This window comes from Streptomyces sp. NPDC052682 (assembly GCF_040678435.1).
In the GTDB taxonomy this organism is placed as follows: Bacteria; Actinomycetota; Actinomycetes; order Streptomycetales; family Streptomycetaceae; genus Streptomyces.
The window spans coordinates 219,756-236,761 of record NZ_JBFATS010000008.1; the positions used below are offsets into that span (position 1 = coordinate 219,756).

A 17,006-nucleotide genomic window follows, 5' to 3' on the forward strand; every position below is an offset into this window, starting at 1 on the left:
GGGCGGAAGGACATGCGAAGAGAACCGCTTCTTCACAGAAGCCCCTCTTGCCCCACCTTTACCGCACACCTCTTGACCCTCACCCTGAGCGGCCAGCATCCTCACATCTCGGCCACACCGACGAAATCCAGCCGCAAGGTTACGGGGAGTGCTCCGGCGCGTTCGGTCCGTGTTCGATCGTGGTGAATGCGTCTCCAGACACGGATTGGCCGGTTTCCGGTACAGGCCAATGGGGCATCCACACCGTGGCGTGGGGCGAAGGAGGTCTCGGGGGTGGCGTTGGTGGTGGCACAGGAGGTGCCCACGTCGTCGAGCATGGCCGTACCCCATGGCCCTGCGGGCGTGGGGAAGGCACGGCACCGCATGCGTGATCAGTTGCGCAGAGGCGGGGTCGCGGAATCGGTCATCGACGACGCCGTACTGATCCTTTCCGAGCTCTTGAGCAATGCGTGCAAACACGGCCGGCCCCTGGGCGACGCCCTGGCCGGGGACGGCGACGTCCGTGCCGCCTGGCGCGTGGATGCCGGCGGCCGGCTCATCGTCGAGGTCACGGACGGCGGCGGCCCGACCCGCCCGGCACCGGCCACCCCGTCGGTCACCGCACACGGCGGCCGCGGGCTGAACATCATCACCGCGCTGGCCGACGACTGGGGCGTCCGCGACGACGCTCGCGGCGAGGTCACGGTGTGGGTGGTCGTCCACGACGACGTCCACGACCCGGACGCCGGACACCGCCGCGACGACTTCGCGACCCGGGTCGCGGCTCCGGCCGTGTCGGAGATACCGGGACTGGACTTCGCGGACGCCTTCGAGGACGTGGACTGATCCGGCCGAGTGCCGGAGCCGGCCAGGGGTTCCGTCCGGCCTGGTGTCCCAGCCGGCCAGGAGTTCCGTCCGGCCTGGTGTCCCAGCCGGCCAGGAGTCCCTGTTCCCCGGGCAGCCACGACGCCCCCGGCACGTCGTCCACAGGACCCCGTCCATCCCGGCGCGAACGACTAGGCTCGCGCCCGTACGAGACGAGCCGTAACCGGGAGACACCCACCATGGCCAAGAAGCGCCCCCAGACGAAGGCCAAGCGCCCGCAGATCAGCAACGGGGAGATCCCGGTGGTCGGCGCCCGCGAGCCCTGCCCCTGCGGCAGCGGCCGCCGCTACAAGGCCTGCCACGGCCGGGCCGCCGCGCAGGCCGTGACCGAGCTGGTGCGGCGCCCCTTCGAGGGCCTGCCGGGCGAGTGCGACTGGGTGGCGCTGCGCGAACTCGTGCCGGCGGCCACCGTCGAGCTCACCCTGAAGGACGGCCTGCCCGAGGGCGTCCCGTCGGTGACGCTGGCCACCGTGCTGCCCATGGCCTGGCCGGCCCTGCGCCGCGACGACGGCTCGGTGCTGCTCGGCCTGCAGAACGACACCGCCTCCGGCGACATCAGCCGCGACCTCGCCGACACTCTGCAGCGCGCGCTCACGGCCGACCCCGGCACCCCGGTGCGGGGCCGCCGCGCCCCGGCCGACGGACCGCGGCTGCAGGACCTGCTCGACCCGGAGGGCGGGTTCGAGCCAGTTGTGCACAGCGGCTTCGAGTTCTGGGTGCCGGACCCGGAGAACGCCACCCCGGAGGTGACCGCCTCCCTGGAGCGGGCCAACGCCGCGGCGATCCCGACCGTGCGGCTGGAGAGCGTGGAGGCCGCGTACTGGTGCGAGACACCGGAGAAGAACCACCTGCGCTGGGTCATGCCGCACCCCGAGGAGCAGCTGCTGGACGCCCTCGCGCGGCTGCACGCGGCGGGCCGGTCGAGCCTCGGTGAGGGCACCCGCCTGGTGGGCTCCTTCCGGGCCCACGGGCTCACGGTGCCGGTGTGGGACCTGCCGAGCGGAGTCGGCGCGCAGGACGTGGAGAAGCCGGCCGCCGAGTTCGCCGAGCGCCTCGCCGAGGCCCTGGCCACCGACGCGCCGCTCACCTCGGACGAGCGCCGCGCGCGCGGCGGCCTGACCAACCGGCAGATCACGCTCAGCTGAGACCCGGGCGCGCCGCGGTCCAGGCGGGGGTCCCGTACGGCGTCCCGGTGGCATGTCCTCGCTCAACTCCCCACGAAGACAAGCCAGTCGGTGACCGGAATCGCCAGGACCGAATTTGCGAACCGCCGATCTCTTGTTACCGTTCCATCAGCCCGGTTGCTGGTGCATCCCCCGTCGCCAGCAACCGGGTCTTTCCATGACGGCCGCCGCTCACCGACCGCGCTCGCGCACCAACTCCCCGTTCACTTCGGCGAGTTGCTCCCGGAGCGCAGCAGCAGCGGGCCACTTTCGGTCCGGTCGGCGAACTCCGCCACCGCGGTGTACGCCGCCAGGTCGCCCCGGGTGGCCTCGCGTGGTGTCTCGCACGTCCCCGGCCCGTCCCCGGCACCGGCCACGCAGTGGATCTGCACGGTCCGTCCGCCGGGACCCATGAGGCTGAGCACGGCGTCCAGCGCCTCCCCGGTGAGGTTGCGATAGGAGGTCCGCGCCCAGGTCTGCCGCCCCTCAGTGACGACACACGTCCGCGCCTCGACACCGTCGGGGGAGGAGAGAGCCGGGCCGCAACGCACGGCGGCGGGCAGCGAGAGGCCGGTCAGCGGGCCGGAACGGGCGGAGTCGGCGGCAGCACCCCTGCCGTCATCGCGCAGCACGACGCCCTGGCCACGCCCGGCGGTCACGGACCCCGACGCCGCCACGGCCAGCGGCAGCGCGACCGCGCAGGCCGCCAGGGCTCCCGCGAGGGCGAGCGGACGGACTCTTCGGGGATCCCGGGCTCGGCGGCCCTGGGCATGACGCGGCATGGCCCCGGAAGATAACGCCCCGGGGCGGGCGCCGGCCCCGGGCGCGCCCGGGACTCTCAGAGCTCGGGCGCGCTCACACCCGTACGAGTGAGGGCCTCGACCACGGCGTCCACCACGGCCTCGACGTCCGGCAGCCACGGGGCGGCCGGGCCGGGCAGCGGCGCGCGCTCCCAGCGGATCTCGCCCTGCCCGGTCTCGGACGGGGGCAGGGCCAGGTAGCCGCCCTCGCCGTGGAAGCGCAGCGAGCCGGGCACGAAGTCCTTGGCGTACAGCAGCTCGCCCAGCCGCTCCAGGGAGTACGGCTTCACCAGGATCGACCAGCGGGCCGGCGAGGCGACGACCGGGCCGAGCCGCATGCCGAGGCGGTCCAGCGCGGCCAGGGCGCGGGCGGCCGGCAGCGCGGGCAGGGACACCGCGCAGGGGGCCCTGCCGCCGGTGGCCAGGATGATCGGTGCGGCCGGCCGGTTCGTCCACCACCAGCGCACCATGCGCGCGTCGGTGGTCGCCGCGAGGAGACCGGGGTCGAAGGGATGCGCGCCGGGCACCGTGCAGTCCGGGTCGGGGCAGCCGCAGCGGGACCTGCCCTGCGGGTTTGCCGCCACGCCCGGGAGTACGGGCCACTGCCATTTCGTCGCGAAGGTCAGGGCCGCGCCGATCAACTCAGCCCTCCCGTCCTTGCGCTGGGACAGGAGCCTGCGTCGCCTTCCGAGGATCTCGCGCATCAGCGCTCGTTCCTTTCCGTTGCACGCCTGGCAACACCGTGGTCCACATCACATCATGTGTCGATCACTTCACTGTGCGTACCTGTTGGCGCATCACACCCCAGCCGGAGGCGTGGGGACCCCTGTGGGGCGAGCACTGGCCGCGTCCGCAGCCGCTGCACCCATACTGCGTCTACCAGAAGCATGGGCATGGCGTGGGGTGGCGAAGTCTGGCGTTTTGCCGTCGCGCGTGTTTCTCTCCGCCTCCGCCACGGGAGGATGGGGCACGGCCGTCGGTGGTTAAGACGCCCGGGTCCGTCACCAGGTTCCGGGTGGTTCACCACCACCCCTGGACTTCACCGAGTACGTACCCATCACGACCGCTGTGACGCTCCGTCGAGCAAGCCCAGTCGACCGCAAGAAGCGGTCACCTGCGGCAGTTTCCAGCCAACTTTGCTTTTTTGCAAGGGGTTCACAAGGAGGCCCCTCACGTCACACAGACACCAGCAATCCCAGCAGGACAATGCTGGACATCTCCTCACGAGTGCGTGTACATGTGGAGACACTGCTAGCGACGCAGAATGACATGGGGGTTTGCGATGCTTTTGAGCAGTACGTACCGGTCGGAAAGCCGGACGCCATGAACGCCCCGCACCCTCCGAAAGTGGCCGGAATCGATTCAACGGTGCCGGCCCCCGCACACACTGTCGCGCCCGTCGCGACGGGTTCCTCCCCGACCTCCTCGCCAAACCCCCTCAACGCACCCGGCGCGGTCCTCCAGGACCGGCTCGCCGGCTGGGTCTCGGACCTGACGACCCTCCACGAACTCACCGAACGCCTCGCCCGCACCAGCGCGCTCGGCGACGCCCTCGAGGAACTGCTGCGCGCCGGAGCCGCCCTGGTGGGTGCCCGGCGCGGGCTCGTCGCCCTCGAACCGGCCGACGGCCACGGCCCGGACACCACCGTCGGGCTGGGCCTGACCCGCTCCGACCTCGGCCACATCGAGACCGTGCCGCGCGGGTCCCTGTCCCACGGCCGGATCCTCGACGGACTGCCGGGCGGCGACACCGAGATCACCGAGCCCGACCTGTTCGCCGAGCAGGGCCTCGACCCGCGCCACCGCGAGGTCGCCGCCCGCCTCGGCTACGCCGCCAGCTACGCCCTCCCCCTGTCCACCGAGGCGGCCGGCCGCCTGGGCGCCGCCGCGTGGCTCTACGACGAGCCCGCCGAGCCGTCCGAGCGCAGCCGTCACCTCCTCGGCCTGTACGCCCGCTACGCCACCGAGCACCTCGCCCGGCTGCTGGAGGTCGAGCGCACGCGCGCGTGCATGGCGACCATCTCCGAGGAACTGCTCCCCTCGCGCCTGCCCCGCGTCCCCGGCGTCCAGCTGGCCGCCCGGCACCGCACCGGCCCGCGCGGCGGCGGCGACTGGTACGACGCGCTGCCGCTGCCCGACGCCGCGCTCGGGCTGGCCGTCGGCTCCGTCACCGGGTCGGGGCCCAGCGCGGTCGCGGCGATGGGGCGGCTGCGGGCCTCCCTGCGGGCGTACGCGGTGATGGAGGGCGAGGACCCGGTCGCCGTGCTGTCCGACCTGGAACTGCTGCTGCGGCTGACCGAGCCCGCCCGCTCGGCCACCGCCCTGTTCGGCTACTGCGAACCGGCCGCCGGCAAGATCACGCTGGCCGGTGCCGGGCACAGCCCTCCGCTGCTGATCGGCCCCCGGCGCACGGAGTTCGTCGAGACCTCCGTCTCCGCGCCGCTGGGCATGCTCGCCTGCTGGGAGGCACCGAGCGTGGAGATCCACGCGGAGCCCGGAGAGACGGTTCTGCTGTACACCGACGGGCTGCTGCACCGTACCGGCGACCCCACCGACCGCGCCTTCGCCCGGCTGCACGCGGCGGCGGCCGGGGTGCCCCGGGCGCTGCGCGGCGACCCGGGCGCGGTCGCCGACCATGTGCTGCGGGCCGTACTCCCGCGGGGGCGGGCCTCGGCCGACAGCGAGGAGGACGTGGTGCTGCTGGCGGCGCGGTTCGAGTAACCCCTCGTCACCGCCCCGGACCCCCTTTCGTACGGCCGTACAGTGGAGGGGGTCCAGTGCCGTATCGAGGAGGATGACCGTGGCCGAGGAGCTCACACCGGAGACCCCGGACGAGAGCGAGCCCATCAAGCAGCGGAAGAACGGACTGTACCCCGGCGTGTCGGACGAGCTCGCGGAGAACATGAAGACCGGCTGGGCCGACACCGAGCTGCGTGACCTGGAGCCGATCCCGCAGGCCGCCGAGACCGCCGCCCGCCGCGCGAAGCTGTCCGCCCGCTTCCCGGGCGAGCGCCTGGTCGTCCCCGCGGGCAACCTCAAGACCCGCTCGAACGACACCGACTACCCCTTCCGGGCCTCGGTCGAGTACGCGTACCTCACCGGCAACCAGACGGAGGACGGCGTCCTCGTCCTGGAGCCGAAGGGCGAGGGCCACGAGGCGACGATCTACCTGCGGCCCCGCTCCGACCGCGACAACGGCGAGTTCTGGCTGGACGGCCACGGCGAGCTGTGGGTCGGCCGCCGCCACTCCCTCACCGAGGCGGAGCGGCTGTACGGCATCCCCGCCTCCGACGTGCGCGAGCTGCCCGGGAAGCTGACGGCGGCCACCGGCCCGGTCCGCGTCGTACGCGGCCACGACGCCGGCATCGAGGCCGCGCTGACCGACAAGGTCACCGCCGAGCGCGACGAGGAGCTGCGCGTCTTCCTCTCCGAGATGCGGCTGGTCAAGGACGACTTCGAGATCGGCGAGCTGCAGAAGGCGGTCGACTCGACCGTGCGCGGCTTCGAGGACGTGGTGAAGGTCCTCGACAAGGCCGAGGCGACGAGCGAGCGCTACATCGAGGGCACGTTCTTCCTCCGCGCGCGCGTGGAGGGCAACGACGTCGGCTACGGCACCATCGCCGCCGCCGGCCCGCACGCCTGCACCCTGCACTGGGTGCGCAACGACGGGCCGGTGCGCTCCGGTGACCTGCTGCTGCTCGACGCGGGCGTGGAGACGCACACGTACTACACCGCCGACGTCACGCGCACCCTGCCGATCAGCGGCCGGTTCAGCGAGCTGCAGAAGAAGATCTACGACGCCGTGTACGAGGCCCAGGAGGCCGGGATCGCGGCCGTCAAGCCGGGCGCGAAGTACCGCGACTTCCACGACGCGGCGCAGCGGGTGCTCGCCGAGAAGCTCGTCGAGTGGGGGCTCGTGGAGGGTCCGGTGGAGCGGGTGCTGGAGCTCGGGCTGCAGCGCCGGTGGACGCTGCACGGCACCGGGCACATGCTCGGCATGGACGTGCACGACTGCGCGGCCGCGCGCACCGAGACGTACGTGGACGGCGTCCTGGAGCCGGGCATGGTGCTGACGGTCGAGCCCGGGCTGTACTTCCAGGCCGACGACCTGACCGTGCCGGAGGAGTACCGGGGCATCGGGGTGCGGATCGAGGACGACATCCTGGTCACCGAGGACGGCAACCGGAACCTCAGCGCCGCGCTGCCCCGGCGGTCGGAGGAAGTCGAGGAGTGGATGGCCTCGCTCCAGGGCTGAGGTGGGGTCCAGGGCCGGGTACCGCAGAGGTGCCCGGTCTTTTCCTGCGGTCCGCGGGTAGGGGGGTGGCTGGTCACGCCCACGCGGCGGAGCCGCATGAAGGACACAGCCCCGCGCCCCTTCGGGGGCGCGCCGCAGTCACGGGGGTCAGCAGTGAACGACTTCTGGTCCGGTGTCGGGGTCGACCTGCATCGGGAGCCGGACTCGGCCGAAGGACGAAGAGCGGGCCTGGAGCGGGCCCTGCGGGACGCCGTACGGGACGGGCGGCTGGCGCCCGGGACGCGGTTGCCGGCGACCCGGCGGCTCGCGGCCGAGCTCGGCATCTCGCGGGGCACGGCCAAGGCGGCGTACGACCAGCTGGTCGCGGAGGGGTACCTGACGGCGCGGCAGGGGTCGGGCACGCGGGTCGCCGAGCTGCCCTCGCCCTGTGACGAGCAGCCGGACACACAGACCCGCGCGCGGGTGCCGCGCTTCGACCTGCGGCCCGGCAGCCCGGACGTCGGGGCGTTCCCCGCGGCGGCCTGGCTGCGGGCGCTGCGCCGGGCCATCGCGACGGCGCCCTCCCTGGCGTACGACTACGGCGATCCGCGCGGCCGGATCGAGCTGCGGACCGCGCTGTCGCGCTACCTCGGGCGGGCCCGCGGCGTGATCGCGCCGCCGGAGCGGATCGTGATCACCTCGGGGTACGTGCAGGGGCTGGCGCTGCTGACGCGCGTGCTGGACGGTGCCGAGATCGCCATGGAGGACCCCGGGCTGCCGTTCCACCGGGAGGTGGTGCGGCGCAACGGCGGGACGGTGGTGCCGGTCCCGGTGGACGAGCGGGGCGCGCGTACCGAGGATCTGGGCGACTCCCGGGCCGTGGTGGTCACCCCGGCCCACCAGTACCCGACGGGGGTGACGCTGCGCCCGGAGCGGCGGCGGGCGCTGACCGACTGGGCACGCGCGCGGGGCGGGCTGATCGTCGAGGACGACTACGACGGGGAGTTCCGCTACGACCGGCAGCCCGTCGGCGCGCTCCAGGGGATGGCGCCCGGGCAGGTCGTCTACCTGGGCACCGCGTCCAAGACGCTGGGGCCGGCGCTGCGGCTGGGCTGGATGGTGCTGCCGCCGCACCTCGTCGACGCGGTCGCCGACGCCAAGCTGCACAGCGACCACCACACCGAGTCCATCGGCCAGCTGGCGCTCGCCGAGCTGATCGACAGCCACGCCTACGACCGCCACGTACGCGCGTGCCGGCTGCGCTACCGCAGACGCCGGGACCTGCTCCTGGACCTGCTGGGGACGCGGCGCGGGGTCCGCGGCATCGCGGCCGGGCTGCACGCGCTCGTGGAGGTCGACGACGAGGCGGAGGTGCTGGCGCGGGCGGAGGCGGAGGGCCTGGCGGTCGGCTGTCTGGGCGGGCACTGGCACGCGCCGGGCGAGGGGCGCCCGCAGGGGCTGGTCGTGGGGTACGGGACGCCCCGGGAGCGGGTGTACCCGCAGGCGCTGGAGGTGCTGGGGAAGGTGTTGCGGGGGGCGTGACAGGCAGGTCCGGGCGCCTATACGGCGATCAGGGGCGCGTCCTTGCGCCACTTCAGTATCTTGTCGAAGCTCACCACCGCCCCGCCCCGCCCCGGCTTGTTGTCGATGTGGACGTGGTCGGCGAGCTCCTCGATCAGGCACAGGCCCCGGCCGCTCTCCGCGTCGCACGGGGCGGTCGGGGCCGGCGGGCGGGAACGGCCGGAGGCCCCGGCCGGAAAGCCGGGGCCCGCGTCGGCGACCTCGATACGGCACAGCTCGCCGTCGAGGTAGGCCGTGACGCGGTAGGCCTCCGAACGGCCGCCCGGATCGGCGTGCCCGCCGTGCTCCACCGCGTTCGCGCAGGCCTCGCTGAGGGCGACGGAGAGGTCGTAGGAGATGTCGGGATCGACGCCCGCGGTCTCCATCGTGCCGAGCAGCAGGCGCCGCGCGAGCGGCACGCTCGCGGCCTCGCGCCGCAGATGGAGTGACCACCAGATGCTCATGCTCCAGCCTCCTGGCCGCGGCTCGACATACCGTTACGTATTGCCCCCGGTCGCCGTGCGTAAGCGCGGAATCGAGGTGACACCGCCCATACGGCGGATGCGCGCTCGGCCTGATCGGTGTATGTGAGGCCTCAGGAGGCCTGTGTGTGAGGCCTGACGAGCCCGGTGTGTGAGGCCTGACGAGCCCGGTGTGTGAGGCCTGAGGAGCCCGGTGTGTGAGGCCTGAGGAGCTCCTTCCCGGGGGCCGGACAGACGGTGACCTTCCGGTCGTACGGCTTTCTTACCGACCTGCCGCACGGGGCCGGTGCGCCCAGTGGGATGATGAGCCCGCCATGTCTGCCCCCCGTCCGCGCACGGCGCGCTCCGGACGCCAGCTCCGGATCCTGCGGGCCGCGGTGTTCGCCGCGGTCTGCGTCCTGCTGGCCGCGGCCGGCCACGCGCTCGCCTCCTGCGCCACGGTTCCGCTGTGGGCGCTGGGCGCCGGGTTCCTCGGGGTGGCCGTGGTCGCGGTGCCGCTCGCCGGACGGGAGCGTTCACTTCCGGGCATCGCGGGGCTGCTGGCCGTGGGCCAGACGGTGCTGCACACGCTGTTCGGGCTCGGGCAGCACACCGCCGCCCAGGCCACGGGCGCGGTGGGGTCGATGTCCGACGCCGCGCTGGTCCACCGGGCCGCGCGGCTGGTGTGCGGGGCGACGGCGGCGGCGATCAGCCCCGCCCAGGCCCACCGGATCCTCACCGAGGCACGGCTCTACCCGGGCCCGGCCGTCCCCACGCACCACCCGGCGGACGCCATGTCCACCGCCCCGGGTTCCGCCGCGGCGCTGCTGCCGTCCCTGCCGATGCTGCTCGGCCACCTCCTCGCGGCGCTGGCCGCCGGCTGGCTGCTGCACCGGGGCGACCTGGCCCTGCTGCGGCTCATGGAGCTGTCCGCACAGTCGGCGCACGGTGTCGCCGAGGGGTCGCTCGTACGGTCGTTGCGCGCCGCGCTCGGGCTGGTACGCGCCCTGCGCGCCGGGCTGCCGGGGGCGCCGGACCTGCTCGCGCGCCTGCCGCGCACCGCCCGGTGCGCGCCGCTCAGGCCCCGGACGACCGCACTCCAGCACACGGTGATCCGGCGCGGCCCGCCGGCCGCCGCCGCCCACGCCCTGGCCGTCTGACGCGACCACTGCTCCGCTTCACCCGGGGGAGGCGTCGTCGCGCGGCACGCGCGTGTGCGGCCTTGATCCGCGCGTTCCGGGAGCCCTACCGCAGCCGTCCGTGGTGGTCCGCAGCTGCCGCAGCCGGCGGTTGCCGTCCGCTGTCGTCCTCAGGCTGTCGGCCGAGGGCACCTGCACGCGCGTGTACGCCTCTTCCTCACCGACATCCTCTTCGAAGCGGAGTGCTGCCTGCCATGAAGGCTTCCCGTATCGCCGCCGCCGGTGCCGTCGCCGGGGCCGCCGTGCTCGCCCTGTCCGTCCCCGCCTTCGCGCACGTCACCGTGCAGCCGGAGGGAACGGCCGCCAAGGGCGGTTACGCGGTCATCGACTTCAAGGTCCCCAACGAGCGCGACGACGCCGCGACCACCAAGCTCGAGGTCGCCTTCCCCACCGATCACCCGCTGGCCTCGGTCATGCCCGAGCCGATGCCCGGCTGGAAGATCGTGGTCACCAAGTCCAAGCTGGACAAGCCGCTGGAGCTGCACGGCGAGAAGATCTCCGAGGCGGTCACCAAGGTCACCTGGACCGCCGACGGCAAGGGCATCGAGCCGGGTTACTTCGAAAAGTTCCCGGTCTCCGTCGGCCAGCTGCCCGAGGACACCGACCAGCTGGTCTTCAAAGCCCTGCAGACGTACTCCGACAAGGAAGTCGTCCGCTGGATCGAGGTGCCGCAGGAGGGGCAGGCCGAGCCCGACAACCCGGCGCCGGTGCTCGAGCTGTCCGCCGCCGAGGGCGGCCATCACGGGCAGGCGAGCGACGAGCCCTCCGGCAGCGCCGGGTCCGCCGAGAACACCTCCGCCTCCTCCGACGCCTCCGCCTCCTCGGGCGAAGGCACCGACACCACCGCCCGGGTGCTGGGCGTGGTCGGCATCGTGATCGGCGCGGCGGGCGTCGCGTACGGCGTGCTCGCCGGCCGCCGGCGCACCACCGCCTGAGCAGTCGCTGTTCGCGGCGCGTGCCGGGGGCCAGGGGTGCGGGCCTGGTGGCCCGGCGCCCCGGCGCCCCCGGTGCGCGCCCGAGTACTCACATCTGGGACATTTTTCTATGCGCACGAAGACCTTCGCCGCGGCGGCCCTGCTCGCCGCCGCCTCCCTGACCCTGACCGCCTGCGGCGGCGACAAGGACAAGCCCGTCGCCGTGGTCTCCGAGGAGGCGGGCTCCGACCAGGCCGCCACCGTCCTCGACAAGCCGTTCGAGAAGCCGGACCTGGTGCTCACCGACACGCAGGGCAAGAAGTACGACCTCCGCCAGGCGACCGCGGGCAAGCCCACGCTGATCTACTTCGGCTACACCCACTGCCCGGACATCTGCCCGCTGACCATGAACAACATCGCCGTCGCCAAGAAGCAGCTGCCCAAGGCCGAGCAGAACCAGCTGCGCGTGGTGTTCGTCACCACCGACCCCGAGCGCGACACCCCGGCCGAGCTCGGCAAGTGGCTGAAGGGCATCGACCCGCAGTTCGTCGGCCTGACCGGCCACTTCGCGACCATCCAGGCCGGCGCCCGCACCCTCGGCATCTCCATCGACCCGCCGCGCAAGGACAAGAACGGCAAGGTCGTCTCCGAGCACGGCACCCAGGTCATCGCCTTCTCGCCGAAGACGAACGGCGGGTACGTGCTGTACGGCGAGGACGCCACCGTCCAGGACTACACCAAGGACCTCCCCAAGATCATCAAGGGGGAGAACCCGTGAGGCGCCTCGCCCCGGCGGCCGCCGTCCTGGCCGGGGCGCTGCTCCTGGCGGGCTGCGGCGGCTCTGACGCGGGTGCGGGATCGGCTTCGGGCTCGGGATCGGCTTCGGGCTCGGGATCGGCTTCGGGTTCGGGTTCCGGATCGGGATCGGGCTCCGGCTCCGGCGGCGGGAAGGCGGAGCTGTCCGTCAGCTCCGCCTACATGCCGCAGCCGGTCTCCGACGAGATGGCCGCCGGTTTCCTGACCCTCACCAACCAGGGCGGCGCCCCGGCGGAGCTGACCTCGGTGACGAGCGACGTGGCCGGGCAGGTCACCGTGCACGAGACCGTCGGCTCGGCGATGCAGGAGCTCGACCGCGTGACGATCCCCGCCCACGGCCGGCTCGTCCTCAAGAGCGGCGGCAACCACCTGATGTTCGAGAACCTCAAGCGGAAGCCGAAGGAAGGCCAGACCGTTTCCGTGGTGCTGCACTTCGCCCACTCCGGCCCCGTCACGGTCGCGATGCCGGTGAAGCCGCCCACCTACACCCCGGCCACCGGACACTGAGAGGGACCCCTGTGACGCAGACCTTCGCCCTCCGCGCGCGGACCCTGGTGCTGCTGCTCCTGGCCGCGGCCTGCGCGCTGCTGGCCGGGGCCCACCCGGCCTCCGCGCACGCCGCGCTGACCGGCAGCGACCCCCGGCAGGGGGCGGTGGTCGACAAGGCGCCGGACCGGGTCTCGCTCACCTTCTCCGAGCAGGTCGCCCTGTCCGACGGCGCGCTGCGGGTGCTGGACCCCAAGGGCAAGCGGGTCGACACCGGCAAGCCGGCCGCGGTCAGCGGCGCCACGTACGCCGTGAACCTGCACAGCGGCCTGCCCGACGGCACGTACACCGTGACCTACCAGGTCGTGTCGGCGGACAGCCACCCCGTCTCCGGGGCCTTCACCTTCTCCATCGGCGCCCCCTCCAAGACGTCCGTCGCGGTCGCCGGGCAGGAGGCGGGCGGCGGGGTCGTCGGCTGGCTGTACGGCTTCGGGCGGTACATGTCGTACGCCGGGTTCCTCGTGATGACCGGCGGGGCCGCGTTCGTGCTCGCCTGCTGGCCGCGCGGCTCGGGCGTACGGGCGGTGCAGCGGCTCGTGGTGTCCGGCTGGGTCGCGCTGACCGCGGCCACCCTCGCCCTGCTGCTCCTGCGCGGCTCCTACACCAGCTCCGGGAAGGTCGGCGACATCTTCGACCTGGGCCTGCTCGGGCAGGTGCTGGAGACCAAGAGCGGCGCGGCGCTGGTGTCCCGGCTGCTGCTGCTCGCGGCCGCGGCGCTGTTCATCGCCGTGCTGTTCGGCGCCTACGACAAGCGGGAGGACGAGGAGAAGCGGGACCTGACCTTCGGGCTCGCGGTCGGCGGGAGTGTGGTCGCGGCCGGGCTCGCCGCCAGCTGGGCGATGTCCGAGCACGCCTCGACCGGGCTCCAGGCGGGTGTCGCCATGCCGGTGGACGTCGTCCATCTGCTGGCCGTCGCCGCCTGGCTCGGCGGGCTGACCGCCCTGCTCGTGGCGCTGTACCGGGCGCCCGCCGACACTCCCGTCGAGGCGGCGGCCGTACGGCGTTTCTCGCGGGTCGCCTTCGGCAGCGTGCTGGCGCTGGTCGCGACCGGCGCGTACCAGTCCTGGCGGCAGCTCGGGTCGTGGTCGGCGTTCACCGACACCCGGTACGGGCAGCTGCTGCTCGCCAAGATCGGGCTGGTGGCTGTGCTGGTCGGCCTGGCCTGGATCTCCCGGCGATGGACGGCACGGCTGACGGAGACGGTGCCGGTCCCCGTGTCCGGCGAGCGGGAGAGCGAGCGCGTCGGGGCACGGGCCGGAGCGGGCGCGGGGCGGCGAACCGACCAGGACCGGGCTGGTGGTGAGGCGGTCGCCGGCGGGGAAGCAGCAGCGCAGGCCGCTACTGAGGCCGCGGCCGACACCGCGCAGGCCAATGCGAGGGCCGAGACCGGCGCCGCGCAGGCCAATGCGAGGGCCGAGACCGGCGCCGCGCAGGCCGATACCGGCGCCGACGCCCACGCCGGTGAGGACACCGGCCGGCACGACACCGACCCCGTCGGCCCCGAGCCTGTCGACCCCGAACCTGTCGACCCCGGGCCCGTCGACGCCGAGCGGGCCGCGCAGCTCGCCCGGCAGCGGGCCGCGCGGGAGGCCGCCCGGCAGAAGCGGGCACGGGACGCCGACCCGAACCGGTTCGGCCTGCGCGGCTCGGTGCTCGCCGAGGCGGGCGTCGCCGTCGTCCTGCTCGCGGTGACCACCGTGCTGACGCAGACCGAGCCGGGGCGGACGGAGGAGCAGGCCAAGGCGGCCACCTCGTCCTCCTCGGTCGGAGCCACGGAGGCGTCGGGAGCCGTCACCCTGAACATCCCCTTCGACACCGGCGGCCAGGACGGCAAGGGCGTCGTCACGATCGACCTCGACCCCGCCCGGGTGGGCGCCAACGAGATGCACCTCTACGTGGAGCGGCCCAACGGCCGCGCCTTCGACGTCCCCGAAGTGAAGGTGGCCTTCACTCTCACCGCCAAGGACATCGGGCCGCTGCCCGTCGTCCCCGACCACATCACCACCGGACACTGGTCGGCGAACGGAGTGCAGATCCCCATGGCGGGCGACTGGCAGGTCGCCGTGACCGTGCGGACCTCCGACATCGACCAGGTGACCGTCTCCAAGAACGCGCAGATCGGCTGAACCGCACCATGGCTGACCAGTCCCTTCCACAGGACCGTCCCCCTCTCGACGCGGGGGCCGGGTCCAAGACCGCGGCATCCGACGCCTCCGCCCAGGGCATCTCCCGGCGGCTGCTGCTCGGCACCGCCGGGGCGACCGGGCTCGCGCTGGGCGCGGCGGGCGGAGCCGTGGGGTACGCCGCCCGGCCCGCCGACGCCACCCCGCTCACCTCGCTGGGCGCCGAGGAGGTGATGTTTCACGGGAAACATCAGCCCGGCATCCTCCAGGGCCTTCAGGCCCGTGGCCATCTCATCGCCTTCGACCTGGCCGCGGGCGCGGGCCGCAGGGAGGCGGCGGCCCTGATGCGCCGCTGGTCCGACACGGCCCGGCGGTTGATGGCCGGCGAGCCCACCGCGCACGGCGACACCGACGTGGCCCGGGACGCCGGACCCTCCTCGCTGACGATCACCTTCGGGTTCGGGCACAGCTTCTTCGCCCGGACCGGTCTGGAGAGGCAGCGTCCGGTCGCCCTGGACCCGCTGCCCGACTTCTCCTCGGACCACCTCGACAAGGCGCGCAGCAACGGCGACCTGTGGGTGCAGATCGGCGCCAACGACGCCCTCGTCGCCTTCCACGCGCTGCGCGCCCTGCAGAAGGACACGGGTTCCGCCGTCCGGGTCCGCTGGCAGATGAACGGCTTCAACCGCTCGCCGGGCGCCACCGCCCACCCGATGACGGCCCGCAACCTGATGGGCCAGATCGACGGCACCCGCAACCCCAAGCCCACCGACTCCGACTTCGACGCGCGCATCTTCGTGCCGGAGAACGGCGAGCCGGCCTGGATGGCGAACGGCTCCTACGCCGTCGTACGCCGTATCCGCATGCTGCTGGACGACTGGGAGAAGCTCTCGGTCAAGCAGCAGGAGGAGGTCATCGGGCGCCGCAAGTCCGACGGGGCACCGCTGTCCGGGGGTACCGAGACCACTGCGATGGATCTTGAGAAGACCGACGAGCAGGGCAACCCGCTCGTCCCCCTAAACGCGCACGCCCGCATCAGCCGTCCGGACCAGAACGGCGGGGCGGCCATGCTGCGGCGCCCCTTCTCGTACCACGACGGCATCGACGCGGACGGGGTGCCCGACGCGGGTCTGCTGTTCATCTGCTGGCAGGCCGATCCGCTGCGGGGCTTTGTGCCGGTGCAGCGCAAGCTGGACCGCGGCGACGCGCTGTCGACGTTCATCCGGCACGAGGCGAGCGGTCTCTTCGCGGTGCCGGGCGGAGCGGCGCCGGGCGAATATGTGGGACAGAAGTTGCTGGAGGGGTGAGAGTGTCACTCCTGAGTTGCTTTTTGGGGATTCCCTTTCCGTGGGCCCATTAGGGTGAGCTTCATGCCAGCGAGCTATGCGTATCTCGGCCCCGAGGGCACGTTCACCGAAGTCGCCCTGCGCACGCTGCCCGAGGCGGCGACCCGGGAGCTCATCCCCTACGTGTCCGTGCAGTCCGCGCTCGACGCCGTGCGAGCCGGTGAGGCCGAGGCCGCGTTCGTGCCGATCGAGAACTCCGTCGAGGGCGGCATCACCACGACCCTCGACGAGCTGGTCGCGGGCGAGCCGCTGATGATCTACCGCGAGGTGCTGCTGTCGATCACCTTCGCGCTGCTGGTGCGGCCCGGCACCAAGCTGTCGGACATCAAGACGGTCACCGCCCACCCGGCCGCCCAGCCGCAGGTGCGCAACTGGCTGCGCAGAAACCTGCCGGACGTGACGTGGGAGTCGGCCGCCTCCAACGCGGACGGCGCCCGCCTGGTGCAGGAGGGCCGGTACGACGCCGCCTTCGCCGGCGAGTTCGCGGCCGCCCGGTACGGGCTCGAGCCGCTGGAGACCGGGATCCACGACGCGGAGAACGCCCAGACCCGGTTCGTGCTGGTCGGCCGCCCCGCCCGGCCGGCCGCCCCGACCGGCGCGGACAAGACCTCGGTGGTGCTCTGGCAGCGCGACGACCACCCCGGTGGGCTGCGCGACCTGCTGGGCGAGTTCGCCACCCGGGGCATCAACCTGATGCTCCTGCAGTCCCGGCCCACCGGCGCGGGCATCGGGAACTACTGCTTCTGCATCGACGCCGAAGGGCACATCTCCGACCGCCGGGTGGCCGAGGCCCTGATGGGTCTGAAGCGGATCTGCCTCCAGGTGCGCTTCCTCGGCTCGTACCCGCGCGCGGACGTGAAGCCGGGAGAGGTGCGGCCTGCGCTGCCGGGCACGTCGGACGACGAGTTCATCGCGGCGGCGAACTGGGTGGCGCGCTGCCAGGACGGCCGGTTCTAGGCCTACCTGCATATCTTCGTTAT

15 protein-coding genes are annotated in these 17,006 nt (G+C 73.2%); 12 read left to right on the forward strand and 3 right to left on the reverse strand.

The window, feature by feature from the left end; genetic code table 11:
• The first annotated feature begins 186 nt into the window (after positions 1-186).
• A complete protein-coding gene (locus tag AB0K80_RS15085; protein ID WP_365669499.1) occupies positions 187-825 on the forward strand; it encodes an ATP-binding protein in 639 nt (212 codons plus the stop codon).
• A gap of 218 nt (positions 826-1,043) precedes the next feature.
• Positions 1,044-2,009: a DUF5926 family protein gene (locus tag AB0K80_RS15090; protein WP_365669501.1), complete on the forward strand. Its 966-nt coding sequence runs from the start codon at positions 1,044-1,046 to the stop codon at positions 2,007-2,009.
• 242 nt (positions 2,010-2,251) lie between these two features.
• Here the strand turns inward: AB0K80_RS15090 and AB0K80_RS15095 are convergent, their stop codons facing one another.
• Positions 2,252-2,809, reverse strand: coding sequence for a hypothetical protein (locus tag AB0K80_RS15095; protein ID WP_365669503.1), 558 nt, complete (start codon positions 2,807-2,809; stop codon positions 2,252-2,254).
• Between the two features lie 56 nt (positions 2,810-2,865).
• On the reverse strand, positions 2,866-3,531 hold the full coding sequence (locus AB0K80_RS15100; protein WP_365669505.1) for a bifunctional DNA primase/polymerase: 666 nt from the start codon (positions 3,529-3,531) through the stop codon (positions 2,866-2,868).
• A 502-nt stretch (positions 3,532-4,033) separates the two neighbouring features.
• Between AB0K80_RS15100 and AB0K80_RS15105 the strand changes: the two genes are divergently transcribed.
• The 3 genes from AB0K80_RS15105 (at position 4,034) to AB0K80_RS15115 (ending at position 8,603) form a co-directional block, all read left to right on the forward strand.
• Positions 4,034-5,548, forward strand: coding sequence for a PP2C family protein-serine/threonine phosphatase (locus tag AB0K80_RS15105; RefSeq protein WP_365669507.1), 1,515 nt, complete (start codon positions 4,034-4,036; stop codon positions 5,546-5,548).
• 73 nt (positions 5,549-5,621) lie between these two features.
• Positions 5,622-7,082 carry an aminopeptidase P family protein gene (locus tag AB0K80_RS15110; RefSeq protein WP_365669509.1) on the forward strand — a complete coding sequence of 487 codons (1,461 nt, stop codon included), beginning with the start codon at positions 5,622-5,624 and terminating at the stop codon, positions 7,080-7,082.
• A 153-nt stretch (positions 7,083-7,235) separates the two neighbouring features.
• Complete coding sequence (locus AB0K80_RS15115) at positions 7,236-8,603, forward strand: PLP-dependent aminotransferase family protein (protein ID WP_365669511.1); 1,368 nt, start codon at positions 7,236-7,238, stop codon at positions 8,601-8,603.
• Positions 8,604-8,620: 17 nt separating this feature from the next.
• On the opposite strand, the gene AB0K80_RS15120 is transcribed toward AB0K80_RS15115, so the two are convergent.
• A complete protein-coding gene (locus tag AB0K80_RS15120; protein ID WP_365669513.1) occupies positions 8,621-9,085 on the reverse strand; it encodes an ATP-binding protein in 465 nt (154 codons plus the stop codon).
• Positions 9,086-9,417: 332 nt separating this feature from the next.
• Here AB0K80_RS15120 and AB0K80_RS15125 point away from each other — a divergent pair, with 332 nt between their 5' ends.
• From AB0K80_RS15125 to pheA, 7 genes are all read left to right on the forward strand, one after another.
• Positions 9,418-10,242 (forward strand): hypothetical protein, encoded by an 825-nt coding sequence (locus tag AB0K80_RS15125; protein WP_365669515.1) that lies wholly within the window; start codon positions 9,418-9,420, stop codon positions 10,240-10,242.
• Positions 10,243-10,475: 233 nt separating this feature from the next.
• Positions 10,476-11,216, forward strand: coding sequence for a YcnI family protein (locus AB0K80_RS15130; protein ID WP_365669517.1), 741 nt, complete (start codon positions 10,476-10,478; stop codon positions 11,214-11,216).
• Positions 11,217-11,325: 109 nt separating this feature from the next.
• The gene (locus AB0K80_RS15135) at positions 11,326-11,973 is read left to right on the forward strand and encodes an SCO family protein (protein WP_365669519.1); all 648 of its coding nucleotides are present in this window, start codon (positions 11,326-11,328) and stop codon (positions 11,971-11,973) included.
• Positions 11,970-12,518 carry a copper chaperone PCu(A)C gene (locus tag AB0K80_RS15140; RefSeq protein ID WP_365669521.1) on the forward strand — a complete coding sequence of 183 codons (549 nt, stop codon included), beginning with the start codon at positions 11,970-11,972 and terminating at the stop codon, positions 12,516-12,518. The genes AB0K80_RS15135 and AB0K80_RS15140 overlap by 4 nt, the downstream gene beginning before the upstream one ends.
• Before the next feature lie 11 nt (positions 12,519-12,529).
• Positions 12,530-14,683 carry a copper resistance protein CopC gene (locus tag AB0K80_RS15145; protein WP_365669522.1) on the forward strand — a complete coding sequence of 718 codons (2,154 nt, stop codon included), beginning with the start codon at positions 12,530-12,532 and terminating at the stop codon, positions 14,681-14,683.
• Between the two features lie 8 nt (positions 14,684-14,691).
• Positions 14,692-15,987, forward strand: a complete 1,296-nt coding sequence (gene efeB, locus AB0K80_RS15150) for an iron uptake transporter deferrochelatase/peroxidase subunit (RefSeq protein ID WP_365669524.1) — start codon at positions 14,692-14,694, stop codon at positions 15,985-15,987.
• 63 nt (positions 15,988-16,050) lie between these two features.
• The gene (gene pheA, locus AB0K80_RS15155) at positions 16,051-16,983 is read left to right on the forward strand and encodes a prephenate dehydratase (protein WP_365669525.1); all 933 of its coding nucleotides are present in this window, start codon (positions 16,051-16,053) and stop codon (positions 16,981-16,983) included.
• The last annotated feature ends 23 nt before the right edge of the window (positions 16,984-17,006 follow it).